Source organism: Xanthomonas sp. LMG 8993, from assembly GCF_009835065.2.
Lineage (GTDB): Bacteria > Pseudomonadota > Gammaproteobacteria > Xanthomonadales > Xanthomonadaceae > Xanthomonas > Xanthomonas arboricola.
In genome coordinates, this window is the sequence record NZ_QVIF02000007.1 from 229,922 (window position 1) to 251,344 (window position 21,423).

Here is a 21,423-nt window from a genome sequence, read left to right on the forward strand (position 1 = left end):
GGGCATTGCCGGGAACGCCCCGTCGCGCCCGGGGGCGCTCCTACGAGGCATCACATCGCGGGCTGTCGCGCACGCTCCAACGAATCCCGAATCCCGAATCCGGCCGACGCTGATTTCGATCCTGGTCACGCTGCGGGCCGCGACAGCACGGGGCCGCCCGCAACAGGTAGGAGCGCACCCGGGCGCGATGGGCGTTGCCGGGAACGCCCCGTCGCGCCCGGGTGCGCTCCTACGAGGCCTCAATGGCTGCAGCCGACCCCGCGCAGCCTGTCGCGCACGCTCCAACGATTCCCAATTCCCAATTCCCAATTCCCAATTCCCAAATCCCAATTCCCAAATCCCAATTCCCAAATCCCAATTCCCAATTCCCAAATCCCAATTCCCAAATCCCAATTCCCAAATCCCAATTCCCAAATCCCAAATCCCAAATCCCAAATCCCGATTCAACGCCTGACAGCCCCATCAGCGGCCCGGCCAAGCACCGCCTCGCCGGTCTCCGCGCCGGACGGTCTCCAGCCCAGCGGTGGCTGCAGCCCACTGCTGCGCGAGGAATCACGCAGCGCCAGCTTCACCGGAATCGTGCGGCTCTGCGCCGCTTCGCCGCGGATCAGCGCCACCAGGCTTTCCACCAGTAGCGTGCCGGCCTGCTTGGTGTCCTGCTGCACCGTCGACAGCGCCGGCGCCACCGACGCCGCCAATGCGATATCGTCGAACCCGCTCACCGCCACATCCTGCGGCACCCGCAGGCCGCGCTCGCGCAATGCGCGCATTGCGCCGATCGCAATCAGGTCGCTGGCCGCGCACACCGCATCGAATGCCTTGCCGCTGTCGAGCAGCGCCAGGCACGCGGCATGGCCGGACGACTCGGTGGTGATCGCGTCGAACTGCAGCGCGCGATCGGCCACCAAACCCTGCTGCTTCAGCGCAGCCACGTAGCCGCGGTAGCGCTCTTCGAACTCGGGATAGTGGTTGGATGCGTGGCCGAGAAAGGCGATGCGGCGGCAGCCCTGCGCCAGCAGATGCTCGGTGATATCCAGCCCGCCCTGGTAATTGTCGCTGCCGATCGAGATGCCCGGCTGCCCCGGCAGCGCCGCGCCCCAGCGCACGAAGTGAGTACCTTGTTCGACCAGCAACTGCAGCCGCTGGCGCGACTGCTGATAATCGCCGTAGCCGAGCAGGATGATGCCGTCGGCCTTGTTGCTGTCTTCGTAATCTGCCTGCCAGTCCTTGGACAGCTGCTGGAACGACACCAGCAGGTCGTAACCCTGCAGCGCGCAGGCGCGGGTGATCGAGCCCAGCATCGAATGGAAGAACGGGTTGATCAGCGAATCGTCGGCGGTAGGGTCTTCGAAGAACAGCAGTGCCAGCGTGCCGGCATTGCGCAGCCGCAGCGACGAGGCGTTCTTGTCCACCTTGTAGTTCAATTCCTTGGCGATGCGCAGGATGCGCTTGCGGGTTTCTTCGTTGACCATCGGGCTGCCGCGCAGTGCGCGCGACACGGTCGGCTGCGACACGCCGGCCAGGTAGGCGATATCCAGCGAGGTGGCTTTACCCTTGATGGTCATGGTCGGTACTGGCAGCACAGGTGGCCGGCATCATGCCACGCGCCCGCCGGCCCCGTGCCGGCATGCGCAACAGCGGGCTGATTGGTTTACCATTCGCTTCCAAGACCCCTTGCGAGAAGGTGGCCCGCGCCCCGCGCCGGCCCAGCGTGCGACATGAGCACTACCACCGCCCACCGCTGATTCCGGCCGCGCCAGTCCGCAGGGCGCCCGCGCCGCGTTCTTTCCGCCCCACCTCTCGCCATACCCTTATCCGAGCCTGTCCCGTAGCGGGCAGATCTCCCTTGCAGCCGCCGCGCTGCAGCCAGCACAGACCTCATCCTTGCCCATGATCAACATCACGCTCCCCGACGGCAGCCGCCGCGAATTCGAATCCCCCGTCTCGGTGATGCAGGTCGCCCAGTCGATCGGCGCCGGCCTGGCCAAGGCCACCATCGCCGGCCAGGTCGACGGCCAGCTGGTCGATGCCAGCGACGTCATCGATCACGATGCCAGCCTGCGCATCATCACCGCCAAGGACGCCGAAGGCGTGGAGATCATCCGCCACTCCTGCGCGCATCTGGTCGGGCATGCGGTCAAGCAGCTGTACCCGGAGGTCAAGATGGTGATCGGCCCGGTCATCGCCGAAGGCTTCTACTACGACATCTACAGCGAACGCCCGTTCACGCCGGACGACATGGCCGCGATCGAGCAGCGCATGCAGGAATTGATCGCGCAGGACTACGACGTGATCAAGAAGGTCACCCCGCGCGCCGAGGTGATCGAGGTGTTCGCCCAGCGCGGCGAGGAGTACAAGCTGCGCCTGATCGAGGACATGTCCGACGACATCACCGCGATGGGCCTGTACTACCACCAGGAATACGTGGACATGTGCCGCGGCCCGCACGTGCCCAACACGCGCTTCCTCAAGGCCTTCAAGCTGACCCGCATTTCCGGCGCCTACTGGCGCGGCGATGCCAAGAACGAGCAGCTGCAGCGCATCTACGGCACCGCCTGGGCCGACAAGAAGCAGCTGGACGCCTACATCCTGCGCATGGAAGAAGCCGACAAGCGCGACCATCGCCGCATCGGCAAGCAGCAGGACCTGTTCCATCTGCAGGAAGAGGCGCCGGGCCTGGTGTTCTGGCATCCCAAGGGCTGGTCGCTGTGGCAGGTGGTCGAGCAGTACATGCGCAAGGTCTATCGCGACAGCGGCTACGGCGAAGTGCGCTGCCCGCAGATCCTGGACGTGTCGCTATGGCAGAAATCCGGCCACTGGGACAACTACCAGGACGCGATGTTCTTCACCGAGTCGGAGAAGCGCACCTATGCGGTCAAGCCGATGAATTGCCCGGGTCACGTGCAGGTGTTCAACCAGGGCCTGCACAGCTACCGCGACCTGCCGATCCGCTACGGCGAGTTCGGCGCCTGCCACCGCAACGAGCCCTCCGGCGCGCTGCACGGCATCCTGCGCGTGCGCGGCTTCACCCAGGACGACGGGCATGTGTTCTGCCTGGAATCGCAGATCGAAGCCGAAGTCACCGCGTTCCATCAGCAGGCACTGGCGGTCTACACCGCGTTCGGCTTTGAGGACATCGAGATCAAGATCGCGCTGCGTCCGGAAAAGCGCCTGGGCGACGACGTCACCTGGGACAAGGCCGAAGCCGCGCTGCGCAGCGCGCTGGGCGTCTGCGGGGTGGAGTGGCAGGAGCTGCCGGGCGAGGGCGCCTTCTACGGCCCCAAGATCGAGTACCACCTCAAGGACGCGATTGGCCGTACCTGGCAGCTGGGCACCATGCAGGTCGACTTCATGATGCCGGGCCGCCTCGGCGCCGAGTACGTGGACGAGCACAGCCAGAAGAAGCATCCGGTCATGCTGCACCGGGCGATCGTCGGCTCGATGGAGCGTTTCATCGGCATCTTGATCGAACACCACGCCGGCGCCTTCCCCGCCTGGCTCGCCCCGGTCCAGGTCGTTGTCGCAAATATCACCGACGCCCAGGCACACTATGTCGACTCGGTTCGGAAAACCCTTGCAAATCAAGGCTTCCGTGTGAGCGCCGATTTGCGTAACGAGAAGATCGGATATAAGATTCGCGAGCATACGCTGCAACGCGTGCCTTATCTGCTCGTGGTCGGTGACCGCGAGAAGGAAAACGGCGCCGTCGCCGTGCGGACACGCTCGGGAGAGGACCTCGGGACCATGACGGTCTCGGCCTTCATCGAACGTCTGCAGGCAGAGCAGGCAGCGTGAGCCAACCCCGGCCGGTCTGGATGATCCGGATGCGCCGGTTCGATTCCCCTGGGAGATTGCAATATCAGTACCCCTGACAACAAACAGAACCGCAAGAACCAAGAAATCCGTGTGCCGCGCGTCCGCGTGATCGGCAGTGACGGTGAGATGGTCGGCGTGTTGTCGCGCGACGAAGCGCTCGCCAAGGCCGAGGAAGAAGGCCTGGATCTGGTCGAAATCCAGCCGCAGGCCGATCCGCCGGTCTGCAAGATCATGGATTTCGGCAAGTTCAAGTTCGAGCAGCAGAAAAAGGCCAACGAGGCCAAGAAGAAGACCAAGCAGGTCGAGATCAAGGAACTCAAGTTCCGTCCGGTCACCGACGAGGGCGACTACCAGATCAAGCTGCGCAACATGCGCCGCTTCCTGGAAGAGGGCGACAAGGTCAAGGTCAATATCCGCTTCCGTGGCCGTGAAATGAGCCACCAGGAGCTGGGGCGCGAAATGGCGTCCCGGATCGAGGCCGACCTGGGCGACGACATCGTCATCGAGTCGCGTCCGCGCCTGGAAGGGCGCCAGATGGTCATGATGATCGCGCCGAAGAAGAAGATCTGATCCCGCGCCAGGGCAGGCCCGACGGGCCCGCCCTGGCCGGCGACAGCATCCATTTGCAAGAATTCCCGGCAACGGGCATACTGCGCGGCCCGGTTTTGCCGGGGCGCCGCGCAAGCGGTACAGGACCTGTCCGGATCGTGTTCGATCAAGGACTTACAAGCAGGCAAGGGCAAGGATGGAAAGCGTGGTCGCAAGACTGCCGCCCGGGTCAGTGACAAAACACCATCAAGGACATTGCAATGCCCAAGATCAAGACCAACCGGGCGGCGGCCAAGCGTTTCCGCAAGACCGCCTCCGGCAAGTACAAGTGCGGCCACGCAAACCGTAGCCATATCCTCACGAAGAAAGCGACCAAGCGGAAGCGCAACCTGCGGCAGACGAACCACGTCCGTGCCGAGGACGCTGGCCGTCTCGATCGTATGCTTCCCTACCTCTGAGGACTGACCCATGGCACGAGTAAAGCGTGGCGTACAGGCGCGTCGCCGCCACAAGAAAATTCTGACCCTGGCGAAGGGTTACTACAACGCTCGCCGCAAGGTCTTCCGCGTTGCCAAGCAGGCAGTCATCAAGGCGCAGCAGTACGCCTACATTGGCCGCAAGCAGAAGAAGCGTAACTTCCGTTCGTTGTGGATCACCCGCATCAATGCGGCTGCACGCATCAACGGCTTGAGCTACAGCCGTTTCATGAATGGCCTGCTCAAGGCTGGCATCACCCTGGACCGCAAGGTGCTGGCTGATATCGCCGTGCACGACGCCGCCGGCTTTGCCGCGCTGGCGGAGAAGGCCAAGGGCGCGCTGGCGGCGTAAATGCAGGTCCCTCTGCAAGAGCCCGCACATCCATGTGCGGACTTTTGAAAGGGTAGCTTCTTGTCGGGGTCTGCGCATTCGTGTACAGGCTTCCGGCGAGGGCAAGCAGATATGCAGGGGGAAGGGCGCGAGTCCTTCCCCTTTTGCGTTTTTAGATGGCCGGCATCGCTGACTGGATGCCGGGCTAGACCAGATTTGAGTGGCAATGCGTTCCGGTGCATCCGGAAACACCGTTCGGTAGACGCAGTTGAGGCGCGAGTGCAATGAGTGAGATTCAATCCCTGACCGAGCGTGCGCTGGCCGATGTCGCCGCCGCGCAGACGCCGGACCAACTGGAAGCCTTGCGCGTCGCATTGCTCGGCAAGAGCGGCAGCATCACCGCCCAGCTCAAGCAGCTCGGCACGCTGCCGGCCGATCAGCGAAAGGCCGCTGGCGAAGCGATCAACCTGTCGCGTGATGCGCTGACCGCGGCGTTGTCCGAGCGCAAGCACACGCTGGAAAACGCCGCGCTGGACGCACGTCTGGCCGGGGAGCGGATCGATGTCACCTTGCCGGGGCGTCGCAGCGAACGCGGTGGATTGCACCCGGTTACGCGCACGCTCGAGCGCATCGTCGAGATCTTTGCGCGCCTGGGCTATGAGTTGTCCGATGGTCCGGAGATCGAGGATGACTGGCACAACTTCGAAGCCCTGAACTTTCCGCCGCACCATCCGGCGCGCGCAATGCACGACACGTTCTATTTCGGCGATGGCCGCCTGTTGCGCACCCATACCTCCGGCGTGCAGGTGCGCTACATGGATGCGCACAAACCGCCGCTGCGCATGATCGCGGCCGGCAAGGTGTACCGCTCCGATTCGGACCAGACCCATTCGCCGATGTTCCATCAGGTCGAAGGCCTGCTGGTCGACGAGCACTCCAACTTCGCCGATCTCAAGGGCACCTTGTCCGAGTTCGTGCGGGCGTTCTTCGAGCGCGATTTCGAGATGCGCTTCCGCCCCAGCTATTTCCCGTTCGTGGAACCGGGTGCGGAAGTGGACATCGCCTGGCAGCAGCCGGACGGCAGCACCCGCTGGCTGGAAGTGCTCGGCTGCGGCATGGTGCACCCCAACGTGCTGCGCAGCGTCGGCATCGACCCGGAGCGCTACACCGGCTTCGCGTTCGGCCTGGGCGTGGAGCGCTTTGCGATGCTGCGCTACGGCGTCAACGACCTGCGCGCATTCTTCGAAAACGACGTGCGTTTTCTTAGGCAGTTCGCCTGACGGCGGGGATTGGGGATTCGGGATTGGGGATTCGCAACGGCGCCCCGGTCCGCCCCAGACTCCGTCGAGGCGTTTTAGCTAATCCCCAATCCCGAATCCCCAATCCCGGCTCCTCATGAAATTCTCTGAAAATTGGCTGCGCAGCCACGTTCCCATCCAGGCGAGCCGCGACGAGCTTGCCGCGACGCTGACGGCGATCGGTCTGGAGGTTGAAGAGGTCACGCCACTGGGCGAGGCGCTGGGGCAGGTGGTGGTGGCGCGTATCGTCGAGGCGGTGCGTCATCCGGAAGCCGATCGTCTGCAGGTCTGCAGTGTCGACGCAGGGCAGGGCGAGTTGCTGCAGATCGTGTGTGGCGCGCCCAATGCGCGTGCCGGTCTGGTTGCACCGCTGGCGCTGGTCGGTGCGCAGGTCGGCGCGCTCACCATCACTGCGGCCAAGCTGCGCGGGGTGGCGTCCAACGGCATGCTGTGCTCGGCCAAGGAGCTGGGGCTGGACAGCGATGCGTCCGGCCTGTTCGAGCTGCCCGACGATGCGCCGGTGGGTCAGGCGCTGGCCGAGTATCTGGGGCTGCCCGATGCCAGCATCGAGATCAAGCTGACGCCCAATCGCGCCGACTGCTTCAGCGTGCGCGGCATCGCCTTCGATGTGGCGGCCGCCTGCGCCAGCACAGTGGTGGCCTTTGAAGCCGGTGCGGTGGCGCCGGTGTCCACACGCACGCTGGCGGTGGAATTGCATGCCGGCAACGCTGCGCCGCGCTATTGCGGGCGGGTGATCGAAGGCATCGACCCGGCCGCAAAAACGCCGGTGTGGCTGGCCGAGCGGCTGCGTCGCAGCGGCGTGCGTCCGGTCTCGCTGCTGGTGGATATCACCCAGTACGTGATGCTGGAACTTGGCCAGCCGATGCATGCGTTCGATCTGGACACCCTGCAAGGCCCGATCGGCGTGCGCCATTCGCGCAGCGGCGAGCAGCTGGCATTGCTGGACGGGCGTCAGGTCACGCTGGACGACAGCTTCCTGACCATCACCGATGCCGACCGCCCGGTCGCATTGGCCGGCCTGATGGGCGGCCTGGATACCCGCGTCACCGACACCACGCGCAACGTGTTCCTGGAGTCGGCGTACTTCGATCCGGCTGCAATCATGGGGCGTGGCCGCAAGTTCGGTCTGCATACCGATGCCGGTCATCGCTTCGAGCGCGGTGTGGATCCGGCATTGCCGCCACAGGCGATCGAAGTGGCGACGCGGCTGGTGCTGGAACTGGCCGGTGGTACGCCGGGCCCGGTGGTGCATGCGCAATTGCCGGAGCATCTGCCACAGCCGGCGCGCATCCTGCTGCGGCGTGCGCGGATTGTGCGCGTGCTCGGTATCCAGATCGACGATGCCGAGGTCGTGCGCATTCTGGGTGCGCTTGGCATGCAGCTGGAGGCGGTTGCCGAAGGCTGGCAGGTGATGGCGCCGAGCCGTCGCTTCGATATCGCCATCGAAGAGGATCTGATCGAGGAACTGGCGCGTATCCACGGGTACGACCGCGTGCCGACCACGCTGCCGGGCGGCGCAAGCCGGATTGCGATGCCGAGCGAAACCCAGCTCGATGAGCTCAGCGTGCGGCGCCAGCTGGTGGCGCGCGAGCTGCAGGAAACCATCAATTACGCCTTCGTCGACGCCACCTTGCTGGAGCGCTGGCAGCTGACCGACGGCCTGGTGCCGTTGGCCAATCCGCTCAGCGCCGAGCTGGCGATCATGCGTCCGCGCCTGTTGCCGGGCCTGGTGGCGACGCTGGGCCGCAATGCCGCCCGCCAGGCCGGGCGGGTGCGCCTGTTCGAGCTGGGCAAGGTGTTCGCGGCCGCGTCTGATGCCGGCGCCGCCCCGCAGGAGTCGCAGCATGTCGCCGCGGCCGTGTGCGGCGATGCCCTGGCGCTGCAGTGGGGCGAGCCCGCGCGCAAGGTGGACTTCCACGATCTGAAGGGCGACCTGATGGCGCTGGCCGCGGCCAGTGGCGCGGTGCTGGAGTTCCAGCCCTCTGCCCAGCCCTTCGGGCATCCGGGGCGGTCGGCCGACATCCATCGCGATGGCGTGTGCATCGGCTGGATCGGGCAGGTGCATCCGCGCCTGGCCAAGGCATTGGACATCGACGTGGATGTGATCGCGTTCGAACTGCAGCTGACGGCGTTGGTCAAGCGTGCGCTGCCGCGTGCCGGCGAGCTGTCGCGGTTCCCCTCGGTGCGTCGCGATCTGGCCTTCCTGGTCCCGGAAGAGGTGAGCTGGGCGGCGCTGTCGAGCAGCGTGCGCACCACCGTCGGACCGTTGTTGCGCGAGGTGCAGCTGTTCGACCGCTACGTCGGGCAGGGGGTCGAGCCAGGTTTCAAGAGTCTGGCTATGGGCTTGATTTTGCAGGATAACTCGCGCACTCTCACCGACCGGGACGTCGACGCAGTCGTTGCCGATGTGGTGACCGTGATCGAGCGCGAACACCGCGCCCGGATCCGGAGTTGAGGCGGTAACCAGGGGATTGGCATGGCATTGACTAAAGCGGAGATGGCCGAACGTCTGTTCGACGAGGTCGGTCTGAACAAGCGCGAGGCAAAGGAATTTGTCGACGCGTTCTTCGATGTGCTGCGCGATGCGCTGGAGCAGGGCCGTCAGGTGAAGCTGTCCGGTTTCGGCAACTTCGATCTGCGGCGCAAGAATCAACGGCCCGGTCGCAATCCCAAGACCGGCGAGGAAATTCCGATCTCGGCCCGCACGGTGGTGACCTTCCGTCCGGGCCAGAAGCTCAAGGAGCGGGTGGAGGCTTATGCTGGATCCGGGCAGTAATCGCGAACTACCGCCAATCCCGGCCAAGCGCTACTTCACCATCGGCGAAGTCAGCGAGCTGTGCGACGTCAAGCCGCATGTGCTGCGCTATTGGGAAACCGAGTTTCCGAGCCTGGAACCGGTCAAGCGGCGCGGCAACCGGCGCTACTACCAGCGCCACGACGTGCTGATGGTGCGCCAGATCCGTGGCCTGCTGTACGAGCAGGGTTACACCATCGGCGGCGCACGCCTGCGTCTTGAAGGCGATGGCGCCAAGAGCGAGTCGGCGCTGAGCAACCAGATCATCAAACAGGTGCGCATGGAGCTGGAAGAGGTTCTGCAACTGCTGCGCCGCTAGGAAAACGTTTCACAAAGCCGCTATAATCGCAGGCCGCCCTCGCGGCGGACGCAACATCTTCGGGGTATAGCGCAGCCTGGTAGCGCACTAGTCTGGGGGACTAGTGGTCGTCGGTTCGAATCCGGCTACCCCGACCAAACACGGAGCCCATGTCTTCACGGACATGGGCTTTTTTGTTGCGTCGCACAATGCGATCGGCGGTCTGTCATACGCCTGACACGATATGTCCATCGGCATACTGCACAGCAGCATGAATTGCCTGGCCGAGCCCGTTTGGTTGCGGTTCTGTTCGCTATGGACCTGGGTCACGCAATGTCGCTAAGTCCCCGAAAATGCTCCAAATCATTGGCGGCGGATTCGTACTTGGATCACGTTTTGTTAACGCTGCAACGACGAACTTGAATCAATAGGCCAACGCCGTCAAAAAAATGGCGAGCAGCGTCTTGCGATGCGTTGGTTCTATGCCATAGTGCACTGCAACACGTCACACCTGTCGTGATCCCAAGCGTCTTGGGATGAATTTCTCTGTCGTACGTTCTTGCTGGCGTGTTGGCCGGTTGAATGCTGCGCGAGGTCCTGTCCCACCCAACCGAGGCAGCCAGCCACACGCATGAAAAAACTGATCGGACGATTTTGCCAAGGCCTCAGCCTGGCGTTGATCTGCTCGATGGCACTGGGCGCATGCAGCACCGGTCCGAAGATGGCCGATTCGCTGCCGCTTCCGGATCCGCTCGCGATGTCCGCCGTGCAACCGGAGTATCGACTTGCCCCAGGCGACTTGCTGTTGTTCAAGGTGTTCCAGGTCGACGATCTGGAGCGGCAGGTCCGCATCGATCAGAACGGCCACATCTCGCTGCCGTTGATCGGCGACGTCAAGGCAGCCGGCCTGGGTGTCGGCGAGCTGGAAAAGCTGGTGGCAGAACGCTACGCCGCCGGTTATCTGCAGCAGCCGCAGGTGTCGGTGTTCGTGCAGGAATCCAATGGTCGCCGGGTCACGGTGACCGGTGCGGTCGACGAGCCGGGCATCTATCCGGTGATCGGCGCCAACCTGACCCTGCAGCAGGCCATCGCGCAGGCCAAGGGCGTCAGCACCGTGGCCAGCCGCGGCAACGTCATCGTGTTTCGCACCGTCAACGGTCAAAAGATGATCGCCAGATTCGATCTGACCCAGATCGAGAAGGGGGCCAACCCGGACCCTGAGATCTACGGCGGCGACATCGTTGTGGTGTACCGCTCCGACGCACGCGTCTGGCTGCGCACCATGCTGGAACTGACCCCCCTTGTGATGGTGTGGCGCGCTTACCGATGAGTATGAATTCAGACAATCGTTCTTCCCCGTCTCATCGTCATGGGCATCTCGAGCTGGCCGACGTTGGCTTGCTCGACTACTGGCGCGCGCTGGTCTCACAGCGCTGGTTGATCATTCTGATCACCGTCGGGGCAGTGGCACTGGCGTTTGGCGTCACCCTGCTGATGCCGGAAAAGTACCGCGCCACCAGCACGCTGCAGATCGAGCGCGACTCGCTCAACGTGGTGAATGTCGACAACCTGATGCCGGTGGAATCGCCGCAAGATCGCGATTTCTACCAGACCCAGTACCAGCTGCTGCAGAGCCGCTCGCTGGCCCGTGCGGTGATCCGCGAAGCCAAGCTCGATCAGGAGCCGGCGTTCAAGCAGCAGGTCGACGAAGCACTGGAAAAGGCTGCTGCCAAGAATCCGGAAGCCGGCAAGTCGGTCGACTCGCGCCAGGCCATCATCGAGCGCAGCCTGACCGATACGCTGCTGGCCGGGCTGGTGGTCGAGCCGATCCTCAATTCGCGCCTGGTCTACGTCAACTACGATTCGCCGGACCCGGTGCTGGCTGCCAAGATCGCCAACACCTATACCAAGGTCTTCATCGTCAGCACGCAGGAACGCCGCATCAAGGCATCCTCGTTCGCGACCAAGTTCCTGGCCGAGCGCCTGGAGCAGTTGCGCGACAAGGTGGAGGACTCGGAGAAGAATCTGGTCTCCTATTCCACCGACGAGCAGATCGTGTCGGTGGGCGACGACAAGCCATCGCTTCCGGCGCAGAACCTCAGCGACCTCAATGCGATGCTGGCATCGGCGCAGGACGCCCGCATCAAGGCCGAGGCAGCCTGGCGTCAGGTCAGCAGCGGTGACGCGATGTCGCTGCCGCAAGTGCTGAGCAATCCGCTGATCCAGAGCCTGCGCGGCGAGCAGATCCGCTTGAACACCGAATATCAGCAGAAGCTGTCGACCTTCAAGCCGGACTATCCGGAAATGCAGCGTCTGAAGGCGCAGATCGAAGAGTCGCGTCGCCAGATCAATGGCGAGGTCCTCAATATCCGCCAGTCGCTGAAGGCGACCTACGACGCGTCGGTGCATCAGGAGCAGTTGCTCAACCAGCGCATCGCCGGATTGCGTAACGATGAGCTCGATCTGCAGAGCCGCAGCATCCGCTACAACATGCTCAAGCGCGACGTCGATACCAACCGCCAGCTCTACGATGCGCTCCTGCAGCGCTACAAGGAGATCGGTGTGGCGAGCAACGTCGGCGCCAACAACGTGACCATCATCGATACCGCAGACGTGCCTACGTCTAAGACTTCGCCGAAACTCAAATTGAACCTCGCTTTGGGCTTCATCTTTGGCGTATTCCTGGGTGTGGCTGTGGCACTGGTGCGCTACTTCCTGCGTGGCACGGCAGCGCAGACGCGGTTGGACTGACATCGTCGTGTTGCACAACGATGGTTAATTGAAGTGACAACTGATTCAGCGTGGAAAAGGTTGGATCCCGTATGTTTCGGGCTCCTTCGTTTGAAAGTTTGTCTCTGTTGAAACAAAGGGCTGTCGTGCGATCTGGGGTCGGTAGGTATTACCGCGGTGATCGTTCGACGGAGATGATTGAAAGCTCGCGTGCGTTTCGTATGTTCCCCCGCATGCGCCGTATCGAGTTTGGAGGACATCCCCATGCTTTTGGCAGACTTGAGTAGCGCGACTTACACCACATCCTCGCCGCGATTGTTGTCCAAGTATTCGGCTGCGGCCGATCTGGTCCTGCGCGTCTTCGACCTCACCATGGTCGTGGTCTCCGGATTGATCGCCTATCGCATCGTCTTCGGCTCCTGGGTGCCTGCGGCACCGTACCGGGTCGCCATCGCCACCACGCTGTTGTACTCGGTGATCTGCTTTGCGCTGTTTCCGTTGTATCGCAGCTGGCGCGGTCGCGGGCTGTTGAGCGAGCTGATGGTGCTGGGCGGTGCATTCGGCGGCGTGTTTGCGCTGTTCGCGGTGCATGCGCTGATCGTGCAGGTCGGCGAGCAGGTCTCGCGTGGCTGGATCGGCCTGTGGTTCGTCGGTGGGCTGGCCTCGCTGGTGGCGGCCCGCACGGTGCTGCGCGGCTTTCTGAATCACCTGCGCACCCAGGGCGTGGATGTGCAGCGGGTGGTGGTGGTCGGTCTGCGCCACCCGGTGATGAAGATCAATCACTACCTCAGCCGCAACCCCTGGGTCGGCATGAACCTGGTCGGCTATTTCCGCACGCCGTACGACATCGCCGTGACCGAGCAACGCCAGTCGCTGCCGTGCCTGGGCGATCCGGACGCGCTGATCGAGTACCTGAAGGACAACCAGGTCGAGCAGGTGTGGATTTCGCTGCCGCTGGGCGAACGTGACCATATCAAGCAGTTGCTGCAGCGCCTGGATCGCTATCCGATCAACGTGAAGCTGGTGCCGGACCTGTTCGACTTCGGTCTGTTGAACCAGTCCGGCGAGCAGATCGGCAACGTGCCGGTGATCAACCTGCGCCAGGGCGGTGTGGACCGCGACAACTACTTCGTGGTCGCCAAGGCGCTGCAGGACAAGATCCTGGCCGTGGTTGCGCTGATGGGCCTGTGGCCGTTGATGGCTGCGATTGCGGTCGGTGTGAAGATGAGTTCGCCGGGCCCGGTGTTCTTCCGCCAGCGTCGTCATGGCCTGGGTGGGCGCGAGTTCTACATGTTCAAGTTCCGCTCGATGCGTGTGCATGACGACCATGGCACCACCATCCAGCAGGCGACCAGGAACGACACCCGTATCACCCGTTTCGGCGCGTTCCTGCGCCGCAGCAGCCTGGACGAGTTGCCGCAGATCTTCAACGTGCTCGGTGGCAGCATGTCGATCGTGGGGCCGCGCCCGCATGCCGCGCAGCACAACACCCATTACGAAAAGCTGATCAATCACTACATGCAGCGCCATTACGTCAAGCCGGGCATCACCGGTTGGGCGCAGGTCAATGGATTCCGTGGTGAAACCCCGGAGCTGCGCACGATGAAGAAGCGCATCCAGTACGACCTGGACTACATCCGTCGCTGGTCGCTGTGGCTGGATATCCGCATCATCGTGCTGACCGCAGTGCGTGTGCTCGGACAGAAGACCGCGTACTGATGATGGCGGGGAGTGTGCGACCTGGCGCGCCGAGCGCCGCGGGCGGCTGCATCGCAGCCGCCCCTTTCAAGCAGGCGTCTGCATGCTGATCCGAATGAGCGACGAGGCCCGCGTTCGCTGGCACAACCTGCTGATCGAGCTGACGCTGCTGGTCGGCGTCGGTTACAACCTGCTGCTGGCGCTGATCAACGCGAACGTGTTCACCGTACGTCCGGTGATCACTTACGCAGTCGAGTTCATGGTCTACGCCGCGTGTTTCCTGCTCGGCCTGGGTTCGATGAGCCGCAAGCGCATTGCATTGATCATCAGCGGCCTGGGGCTGATCGTCACCTTGATGTTCGTGCGCTTCCTGGTGAACTGGCAGATCGATCCGAAGTTCTTCCGCGACGCGCTGGTGGTGTTTGCGTTCGTGGTGCTTGGTTCGGCTTATACCGGGTCGGTGCCCAAGCTGTTCGTGCGCATGACCATCATCGTGTCGTTGGTTGCGGCGTTCGAACTGGCGATGCCCAGCGCCTATGGCGATCTGGTCAACCCGAAGAGCTTCTTCGTCAACGCGCGCGGCATGAGCGCGGAAGGGTTCTGGAACGAAGACAGCAACCTGTTCGTCAGCGCCACGCGACCGGGCGAGCGCAACTTCCTGCCGGGCTCCAATCTTCCCCGCGCCTCCTCGATGTTCATCGAGCCGGTGACGATGGGTAACTACATCTGCTTCTTTACCGCGATCGTGCTGGTGTTCTGGCGCTGGATGCGGCCGGCGATGCTGATCCTGTCGGTCGGTTTGATCGGTTTCATGGTCGTGGCCTCCGACGGCCGACTTGCGGCGGGCACCTGCGTGCTGATGGTGCTGCTGTCGCCGCTGTTGAAACGCCTGGATCAACGGCTGGCGTTCCTGGTCTTCCTGCTCGTGATCATGACGGCGTGGTTGCTGGTGTGGATCACCGGGATCACGGCCTATCAGGACAACACGATGGGCCGGATCTTCTTCACCGTCAATTCGATGAACAACCTGTCCTTCAACTCGTGGATGGGCCTGGATTTTGCGCAGGCGTACCGTTACTTCGACAGCGGCATTGCCTACTTCATCGCATCGCAGTCGATCGTCGGCGTGCTCGCCTTCCTGCTGTCGTATTCGTTCCTGTTGTTGATGCCGAGCAAGGAAGGGCAGTTGTTCAAGAACCTGGCGATCTTTGCGTTCGCGCTGAGCCTGCTGGTGTCCAACGGCTACTTCTCGATCAAGACGTCGGCATTGTGGTGGTTTGTGTGCGGCTGCCTGTGGCACATGCGGCCGACCTGGTCTGCTACCAGTGCTACGCAGCTGCCCAGACAGGATCCGGCCGACGAGGATGCGCGATTGCCACTGCCCGCGGGAGGTACGCGATGAGTGTGGCGGCAACGCAAGCACCACAACCGGTGGCACCGGTCGTCGGTGCGTCCGTTGCCACCGGCGGGCGCAGCCGCGACCCGCGTATCGATGCCACCAAGGCCCTGGCGATTCTGTTGGTGGTGTTCTGCCACGCCAAGGGCGTGCCGCATGCGATGACGTTGTTTGCCTACAGCTTTCATGTGCCGCTGTTTTTCATGGTGTCCGGCTGGCTGGCGGCGGGCTATGCGTCGCGGACCACCGGCTTGCCGCAGACCATCAGCAAGCAGGCACGCAGCCTGTTGCTGCCGTATGTGACGTTTTATCTGCTCGGTTACGCGTACTGGTTGCTGACGCGCAATATCGGCGAGAAGGCGGCGCGCTGGGGCAGCCATCCGTGGTGGGAGCCGATCGTGGCGATGTTCACCGGCATCGGCCCGGATCTGTATGTGCAGCCTCCGCTGTGGTTCCTGCCGGTGATGCTGGTGACGGTGCTGAGCTATGTAGTACTGCGGCGCTGGCTGTCACCGGTGGTGATCGCGGTGGCGTCGTTGATCCTGGCCTGGTGCTGGATGCGCTGGTTTCCGGGCCAGCAGGTACGGCTTTTTTTCGGCCTGGACGTTCTACCGGTGTCGCTGTGTTTCTACGCGCTGGGCGCCTTGCTGATCCACGTTTCCGCACGTCTGCCGAGCTCCTTGCCAGTCAGCGCGCTGGCGACGGTGCTGCTGGCGTTGCCGGTGGCCTGGCTGGCCGATCGTAACGGCCGCATCGACGTCAACATGCTGGAGTTCGGCCGCAACCACGCCGGGTTTGTGGTCAGCGCAGTACTCGGCTCACTGATGGTGATCTGTGCCGCACGGTTGGTGCAGGGCTGGGCCTGGATACAGTGGATCGGCCGCAATACCTTGCTGATCCTGTGCACCCATATGCTGGTGTTCTTCGTGCTCTCCGGTGTGGCGGCGCTGGCTGGCGGATTCGCTGCCTCGCGCCCGGGCCTGGGCTGGGCAGTGTTCGTGACGGTGTTTGCGCTGCTCGCGTGCGTGCCGCTGCGCTGGTTGCTGATGCGTTTTGCGCCGTGGACCCTGGGTGCCCGCCCGGTGGCGGCATGAGCGGCGCTGCGCCATGACCACCGCACCGTATTCCAACGCGGCCCGGCACGACGGTCTGGGTGCCAAGGCTGCGCCGGCGCCTGCATTGACCCGCGATTGGCAGATCGATGCAGCAAAGGCGCTGGCGATCGTCCTGGTGGTGCTGGGGCATGCCAACGGCATGCCGGCCGCCTACAAGTTGTTCGCCTACAGTTTTCATGTGCCGCTGTTTTTCGTGTTGTCCGGCTGGGTCGGCGAGCGCTTCGGCCACCGCGCAATGACGGTGGCGACGATTGCGAAGTTGGCGCGCACGTTGCTGGTTCCCTATGTCGCGTTTTTCCTGGTGGCCTACGCCTGCTGGCTGCTGATGGGAGTGACCAGCCGCGCGGCGCATCCATCGCATGTGCTGCCGTGGTGGGATCCGTTTATCGGCCTGTTCTGGGCCAACGGGACGCGTCTGTACGTGCTTCCGGCGTTGTGGTTCCTGCCGGCCTTGTTCGTCTCTACGCTGGCCTATATCGCCTTGCGCACGCGCCTGACGACGGCGGCCCTGGCGGCAGTCAGTTTGTTGCTCGCCTTGGCATGGGCAGGCTGGTTTCCGTCGTTGCACCTGCGGCTTCCGTTGGCGCTGGATGTATTGCCTGTCGCGCTGTTCTTCATCGCCGTGGGCGGATGGCTGTCGCGCTACGCCGATGCACTGCGCGCGCTTCGCGCCTCGGCATGGGCATTGGCACTGCCGGTGCTGGCAGCAGCGTGGTGGTGGCTGGCCGGATGGAACGGGCAAGTGGATGTGAACAATCTGCAGTTCGGGCATTCCGCCGCGGTGTTCCTGCTGGTCAGCCTGCTGGGTACCGCAATGACTTTGTGCGTGGCGTATTTCGTCCGACAGTGGCGTTGGCTGCAGTGGATCGGTGGCAATACCTTGCTGATCCTGTGCACGCACACATTGGTGTTTCTGGTGCTCACCAGTGTGGTGGCACGAACGGGTGTGATCGCTCGCAGCCTGATCGGCACACCGGCCTGGGCGATGGGCCTGAGCGCGTTCGCTGTCGCGGTCAGTGTGCCGATGCGCGCGGTGCTGGTGCGCGTTGCACCGTGGATGTTGGGATTGAAACGCAAATGACGAGCTTCCAGAATGATCAGCCGAGCATGCAGATGTGTCTGCGTCGCTGGCACAGGAGATTGGCGTAATGAAAGTGGTGCATGTCGTCCGCCAATTCCATCCTTCGATCGGAGGCATGGAGGAAGTCGTTCTCAATGTGGCCCGTCAACACCAGGCCACCAGTGCCGATACGGTGGAGGTCGTGACGCTGGATCGGGTGTTTACCGATCCGGGCGCGCAGCTTGCGCAGCAGGAGATGTATCAGGGCTTGCCGATCCGACGCATCGGTTATCGTGGCTCGTCGCGTTATCCGTTGGCGCCGTCCGTGCTGAGCGCGATCCGCTCGGCCGATCTGGTGCACCTGCACGGCATCGATTTTTTCTACGACTATCTGGCGCTGACCAGGCCGCTGCATGGCAAGCCGATGGTGGTGTCCACGCACGGCGGCTTCTTCCACACCGCGTATGCCTCGCGGATGAAGCAGCTATGGTTTCAAACGCTCACCCGCACTTCGGCATTGGCGTATGCGCGGGTGATCGCCACCAGCGAGAACGACGGCGAGCTGTTCGCCAAGGTGGTGTCGCCGGCGCGCTTGCGGGTGATCGAAAACGGCGTGGACGTGGAGAAATACGCAGCGCAGGGCGCAGCGACGCCTGGGCGGACCATGATGTATTTCGGCCGCTGGTCGGTGAACAAGGGCCTGATCGAAACCTTGGAGCTGCTGCAGGCGGTACTGCAGCGCGATCCGCAGTGGCGCCTGATCATTGCCGGGCGCGAATACGATTTGAACGAGGCCGACCTGCGCAAGGCGATCGCCGAGCGGGGCTTGCAGGACAAGGTCCAGCTCAGCATGTCGCCGTCGCAGGAGCAGCTGCGCAGCCTGATGCAGCAGGCGCAGTTCTTCGTCTGCCTGTCGCGCCATGAAGGCTTCGGCATCGCTGCGGTCGAGGCGATGAGTGCCGGCCTGATTCCGATCCTCAGCGACATCCCGCCGTTCGTGCGTCTTGCCAGCGAATCGGGGCAGGGCGTGATCGTCAACCGCGACCGGATCGACGCGGCCGCAGACCAGGTACAGGCGCTAGCGCTGCAGGCGGATGCCGATTTCGATACGCGTCGTGCAGCGTCCATGGCGTATGTGAGCCGCTACGACTGGAAGCATGTGGTCGGGCGCTACGTCGACGAATACCACACCGCGTTGGGCACCCGCCGTACCCAGGAGGCAGTGCGATGAGCGCGCCTGCATCGGCAGCGAGTGCGCGTGCGTCCGCGCAGCCGCAGGTCACCGTGCTGTTCTCCACCGAGAAGCCCAATGCCAGCACCAATCCGTACCTGACCCAGCTTTACGCATCGCTGCCCGCTGCAGTGCAGCCGCGCTTCTTTTCGATGCGCGATGCGCTGTTGTCGCGCTACGACGTGCTGCATCTGCATTGGCCGGAATATCTGCTGCGCCATCCCAGCGCGATCGGCACCCTGGCCAAGCAGATGTGTGCGGCGCTGTTGCTGCTCAAGCTGCAGCTGACCGGCACGCCGGTGGTGCGCACCTTGCACAACCTGGCACCGCACGAGGATCGCGGCTGGCGCGAGCGCGGCCTGTTGCGCTGGATCGATCGGCTGACGCGTCGCTGGATCCGCATCAACGCGACCACGCCGCCGCGACCGCCATTCACTGACACCATCCTGCACGGCCATTATCGCGAGTGGTTTGCAAAGATGCCGCAAGGCACGCCGGTTCCGGGGCGGCTGCTGCATTTCGGTCTGATCCGCCCGTACAAGGGCGTGGAAACGCTGCTGGAGGTGATGCGTCAGGTCGACGATCCGCGCCTGAAGCTGCGTATTGTCGGCAACCCGGCCACGCCGCAGATGCGCAGCCTGGTGGAGGAGGCCTGCGCGCAGGATCCGCGTGTGAGTGCCTTGCTGGCTTATGTCGAAGAGCCGGTGCTGGCACGCGAAGTCAGCGAGGCCGAGCTGGTGGTGCTGCCGTACCGGCAGATGCACAACTCCGGCACCTTGTTGCTGGCGTTGTCGCTGGCGCGCCCGGTGCTGGCACCGTGGAGCGAATCCAATGCGGCGATTGCCGAAGAAGTGGGGCCGGGCTGGGTGTTTCTCTATGACGGCGAATTCGATGCGGCGCTGCTGACCGGCATGCTGGACCAGGTGCGTGCCGCGCCGCGCGGCCCTGCACCGGATCTCTCGCAACGCGACTGGCCACGGATCGGACAGCTGCACTACCGCACCTACCTGGAAGCGCTCGGCAAGGATGGAGACGCCGCGCTGTGACCGCAGAGATCCCGACGATGAATTCCCCCACGCCGCCGCCACAGCGCAGCCTCGGTTCGCGCGCCGCCGGCGGCGCAGCGGTGACCATGATCGGCCAGTCGGCCAAGATGGTCGTGCAGTTCGGCGGCATCATCCTGCTGGCGCGCCTACTCACGCCTTACGACTACGGCCTGATGGCGATGGTCACCGCGATTGTCGGTGCGGCCGAGATCCTGCGCGATTTCGGCCTGTCTGCCGCTGCCGTGCAGGCCAAGCATGTCAGCCGCGAGCAGCGCGACAACCTGTTCTGGATCAACAGCGGCATCGGCTTGTCGCTGTCGGTGATGGTCTACGCCTCTGCCCATGTGATCGCCAACTTCTACAAGGAGCCGGCGCTGGTGACGATCTCCCAGGCGCTGGCGGTGACCTTCCTGATCAACGGCATGACCACGCAGTACCGCGCGCATCTGAGCCGTGGGCTACGGTTTGGCCAAGTCGCGCTCAGCGATGTGGGATCGCAGGTGCTGGGCCTGGGCGCGGCCGTCGCTGCCGCCTTGCTGGGCTGGGGCTATTGGGCGCTGGTGGTACAGCAGGTGGTGCAGGCGGTGGTCAATTTCATCATCGCGGCGAGCTGTGCACGCTGGTTGCCGGGCGGGTACCAACGTTCGGCGCCGATGCGCGACTTCATGAGCTTCGGCTGGAACCTGATGGCTGCGCAGTTGCTGGGCTATGCCAGCCGCAACGTTGGCCAGGTCATCATCGGTTGGCGCACCGGCCCGGACGCACTGGGCCTGTACAACCGTGCGTTTCAGCTGTTGATGATGCCGTTGAATCAGATCAACGCGCCGGCCACCAGCGTGGCGTTGCCGGTGTTGTCGCAGCTGCAGGACGACCGCGAACGCTTCAGCGCCTTCCTGCTGCGCGGGCAGACGGTGATGGTGCATCTGATCGTTGCGCTGTTCGCCTTCGCCTGCGCGCTGGCCATGCCGCTGATCGTGCTGGTGCTGGGCGAGCAGTGGCGCGAGGCGGTGCCCCTGTTCCAGGTGCTGACGCTGGGCGGTATTTTCCAGACCGCGTCCTATGCAACCTACTGGGTGTTTCTTGCCAGGGGCCTGATGCGCGCGCAGTTGCTGTTCTCGCTGGTTAGCCGCATCGTGCTGATCGGCTGCATCTTCGTCGGCTCGCGCTGGGGCGCGATGGGCGTGGCGATCGGTTATTCATTCGGCCTGCTGGTGACCTGGCCGTTGTCGCTGGTCTGGGTCGGCAAGATCTCCGACGCACCGGTGGTTGCACTGTTCACCAATGCGGTGCGCGCGATGACCGCGTACGGCGTGGCGGGCGTGTGCGCGTATTACGCATCCATCACCGTCGGTGGCCCGCTGTGGCAGCAGCTGGCCGTTGGTGCGGCCACGATGGCGGCGGTCTGTCTGCTGGCGTTGGCGATCTGGCCGGCGTTCCGCCGCGATGTCGTTGCCATCCTCAACATCCGCAAGTTGCTGAAGCAGGCCAAGGCACGCCAATGAGATCGACATCGTCTTCGCCTGCGTTCTTGCATGCTTTCTCCCACTCATTCATAGGACACGGC

Annotated in this window: 18 protein-coding genes and 1 tRNA gene; 18 read left to right on the forward strand and 1 reads right to left on the reverse strand. The window is 63.7% G+C overall.

Annotated features, from left to right (window positions below):
- Positions 1–443: 443 nt before the first annotated feature.
- Positions 444–1,565 (reverse strand): LacI family DNA-binding transcriptional regulator, encoded by a 1,122-nt coding sequence (locus tag DYQ94_RS14545; protein WP_024937933.1) that lies wholly within the window; start codon positions 1,563–1,565, stop codon positions 444–446.
- Positions 1,566–1,890: 325 nt separating this feature from the next.
- Between DYQ94_RS14545 and thrS the strand changes: the two genes are divergently transcribed.
- From thrS to DYQ94_RS14635, 18 genes are all read left to right on the forward strand, one after another.
- Positions 1,891–3,795: a threonine--tRNA ligase gene (gene thrS / locus DYQ94_RS14550; protein ID WP_126965992.1), complete on the forward strand. Its 1,905-nt coding sequence runs from the start codon at positions 1,891–1,893 to the stop codon at positions 3,793–3,795.
- 48 nt (positions 3,796–3,843) lie between these two features.
- Positions 3,844–4,386, forward strand: coding sequence for a translation initiation factor IF-3 (gene infC / locus DYQ94_RS14555; protein ID WP_080591364.1), 543 nt, complete (start codon positions 3,844–3,846; stop codon positions 4,384–4,386).
- A 239-nt stretch (positions 4,387–4,625) separates the two neighbouring features.
- Positions 4,626–4,823: a 50S ribosomal protein L35 gene (rpmI, locus tag DYQ94_RS14560; protein ID WP_002811096.1), complete on the forward strand. Its 198-nt coding sequence runs from the start codon at positions 4,626–4,628 to the stop codon at positions 4,821–4,823.
- 10 nt (positions 4,824–4,833) lie between these two features.
- Positions 4,834–5,193: a 50S ribosomal protein L20 gene (rplT, locus tag DYQ94_RS14565; protein WP_003484828.1), complete on the forward strand. Its 360-nt coding sequence runs from the start codon at positions 4,834–4,836 to the stop codon at positions 5,191–5,193.
- Positions 5,194–5,456: 263 nt separating this feature from the next.
- Positions 5,457–6,452 carry a phenylalanine--tRNA ligase subunit alpha gene (gene pheS / locus DYQ94_RS14570; RefSeq protein ID WP_016903312.1) on the forward strand — a complete coding sequence of 332 codons (996 nt, stop codon included), beginning with the start codon at positions 5,457–5,459 and terminating at the stop codon, positions 6,450–6,452.
- Between the two features lie 115 nt (positions 6,453–6,567).
- Positions 6,568–8,946: a phenylalanine--tRNA ligase subunit beta gene (pheT, locus tag DYQ94_RS14575; protein WP_126965993.1), complete on the forward strand. Its 2,379-nt coding sequence runs from the start codon at positions 6,568–6,570 to the stop codon at positions 8,944–8,946.
- A gap of 21 nt (positions 8,947–8,967) precedes the next feature.
- Positions 8,968–9,267, forward strand: coding sequence for an integration host factor subunit alpha (locus DYQ94_RS14580; protein WP_002811076.1), 300 nt, complete (start codon positions 8,968–8,970; stop codon positions 9,265–9,267).
- Complete coding sequence (locus DYQ94_RS14585; protein WP_005995911.1) at positions 9,248–9,604, forward strand: MerR family transcriptional regulator; 357 nt, start codon at positions 9,248–9,250, stop codon at positions 9,602–9,604. The genes DYQ94_RS14580 and DYQ94_RS14585 overlap by 20 nt, the downstream gene beginning before the upstream one ends.
- A 60-nt stretch (positions 9,605–9,664) precedes the next feature.
- Positions 9,665–9,741: transfer RNA gene (locus DYQ94_RS14590), tRNA-Pro, on the forward strand.
- A 473-nt stretch (positions 9,742–10,214) separates the two neighbouring features.
- Entirely contained in the window at positions 10,215–10,913 is a 699-nt protein-coding gene (locus DYQ94_RS14595; protein ID WP_016903310.1) for a polysaccharide biosynthesis/export family protein, read from the forward strand.
- Positions 10,895–12,334, forward strand: a complete 1,440-nt coding sequence (locus tag DYQ94_RS14600) for a GumC family protein (protein WP_179465573.1) — start codon at positions 10,895–10,897, stop codon at positions 12,332–12,334. Before DYQ94_RS14595 ends, DYQ94_RS14600 begins: the two co-directional genes overlap by 19 nt.
- Before the next feature lie 243 nt (positions 12,335–12,577).
- Positions 12,578–14,032 (forward strand): undecaprenyl-phosphate glucose phosphotransferase, encoded by a 1,455-nt coding sequence (locus tag DYQ94_RS14605; protein WP_046343239.1) that lies wholly within the window; start codon positions 12,578–12,580, stop codon positions 14,030–14,032.
- A gap of 94 nt (positions 14,033–14,126) precedes the next feature.
- Positions 14,127–15,413: a polysaccharide biosynthesis protein GumE gene (locus DYQ94_RS14610; RefSeq protein ID WP_160954469.1), complete on the forward strand. Its 1,287-nt coding sequence runs from the start codon at positions 14,127–14,129 to the stop codon at positions 15,411–15,413.
- Positions 15,410–16,501: an acyltransferase family protein gene (locus tag DYQ94_RS14615; protein ID WP_104568279.1), complete on the forward strand. Its 1,092-nt coding sequence runs from the start codon at positions 15,410–15,412 to the stop codon at positions 16,499–16,501. Before DYQ94_RS14610 ends, DYQ94_RS14615 begins: the two co-directional genes overlap by 4 nt.
- A 13-nt stretch (positions 16,502–16,514) precedes the next feature.
- Positions 16,515–17,603: an acyltransferase family protein gene (locus DYQ94_RS14620; RefSeq protein WP_126965994.1), complete on the forward strand. Its 1,089-nt coding sequence runs from the start codon at positions 16,515–16,517 to the stop codon at positions 17,601–17,603.
- Between the two features lie 67 nt (positions 17,604–17,670).
- Positions 17,671–18,813: a glycosyltransferase family 4 protein gene (locus DYQ94_RS14625; protein ID WP_126965995.1), complete on the forward strand. Its 1,143-nt coding sequence runs from the start codon at positions 17,671–17,673 to the stop codon at positions 18,811–18,813.
- Positions 18,810–19,859, forward strand: a complete 1,050-nt coding sequence (locus DYQ94_RS14630) for a glycosyltransferase (protein ID WP_126965996.1) — start codon at positions 18,810–18,812, stop codon at positions 19,857–19,859. Before DYQ94_RS14625 ends, DYQ94_RS14630 begins: the two co-directional genes overlap by 4 nt.
- Before the next feature lie 17 nt (positions 19,860–19,876).
- A complete protein-coding gene (locus DYQ94_RS14635; RefSeq protein ID WP_160954470.1) occupies positions 19,877–21,361 on the forward strand; it encodes a lipopolysaccharide biosynthesis protein in 1,485 nt (494 codons plus the stop codon).
- The last annotated feature ends 62 nt before the right edge of the window (positions 21,362–21,423 follow it).

Coding starts and splice junctions, on each gene's coding strand:
- DYQ94_RS14545 (WP_024937933.1), bottom strand. CDS start 1,565: ATGACCATCAAGGGTAAAGCCACCTCGCTGGATATCGCCTACCTGGCC.
- thrS (WP_126965992.1), top strand. CDS start 1,891: ATGATCAACATCACGCTCCCCGACGGCAGCCGCCGCGAATTCGAATCC.
- rpmI (WP_002811096.1), top strand. CDS start 4,626: ATGCCCAAGATCAAGACCAACCGGGCGGCGGCCAAGCGTTTCCGCAAG.
- rplT (WP_003484828.1), top strand. CDS start 4,834: ATGGCACGAGTAAAGCGTGGCGTACAGGCGCGTCGCCGCCACAAGAAA.
- pheS (WP_016903312.1), top strand. CDS start 5,457: ATGAGTGAGATTCAATCCCTGACCGAGCGTGCGCTGGCCGATGTCGCC.
- pheT (WP_126965993.1), top strand. CDS start 6,568: ATGAAATTCTCTGAAAATTGGCTGCGCAGCCACGTTCCCATCCAGGCG.
- DYQ94_RS14580 (WP_002811076.1), top strand. CDS start 8,968: ATGGCATTGACTAAAGCGGAGATGGCCGAACGTCTGTTCGACGAGGTC.
- DYQ94_RS14585 (WP_005995911.1), top strand. CDS start 9,248: ATGCTGGATCCGGGCAGTAATCGCGAACTACCGCCAATCCCGGCCAAG.
- DYQ94_RS14595 (WP_016903310.1), top strand. CDS start 10,215: ATGAAAAAACTGATCGGACGATTTTGCCAAGGCCTCAGCCTGGCGTTG.
- DYQ94_RS14605 (WP_046343239.1), top strand. CDS start 12,578: ATGCTTTTGGCAGACTTGAGTAGCGCGACTTACACCACATCCTCGCCG.
- DYQ94_RS14610 (WP_160954469.1), top strand. CDS start 14,127: ATGAGCGACGAGGCCCGCGTTCGCTGGCACAACCTGCTGATCGAGCTG.
- DYQ94_RS14615 (WP_104568279.1), top strand. CDS start 15,410: ATGAGTGTGGCGGCAACGCAAGCACCACAACCGGTGGCACCGGTCGTC.
- DYQ94_RS14620 (WP_126965994.1), top strand. CDS start 16,515: ATGACCACCGCACCGTATTCCAACGCGGCCCGGCACGACGGTCTGGGT.
- DYQ94_RS14625 (WP_126965995.1), top strand. CDS start 17,671: ATGAAAGTGGTGCATGTCGTCCGCCAATTCCATCCTTCGATCGGAGGC.
- DYQ94_RS14630 (WP_126965996.1), top strand. CDS start 18,810: ATGAGCGCGCCTGCATCGGCAGCGAGTGCGCGTGCGTCCGCGCAGCCG.
- DYQ94_RS14635 (WP_160954470.1), top strand. CDS start 19,877: ATGAATTCCCCCACGCCGCCGCCACAGCGCAGCCTCGGTTCGCGCGCC.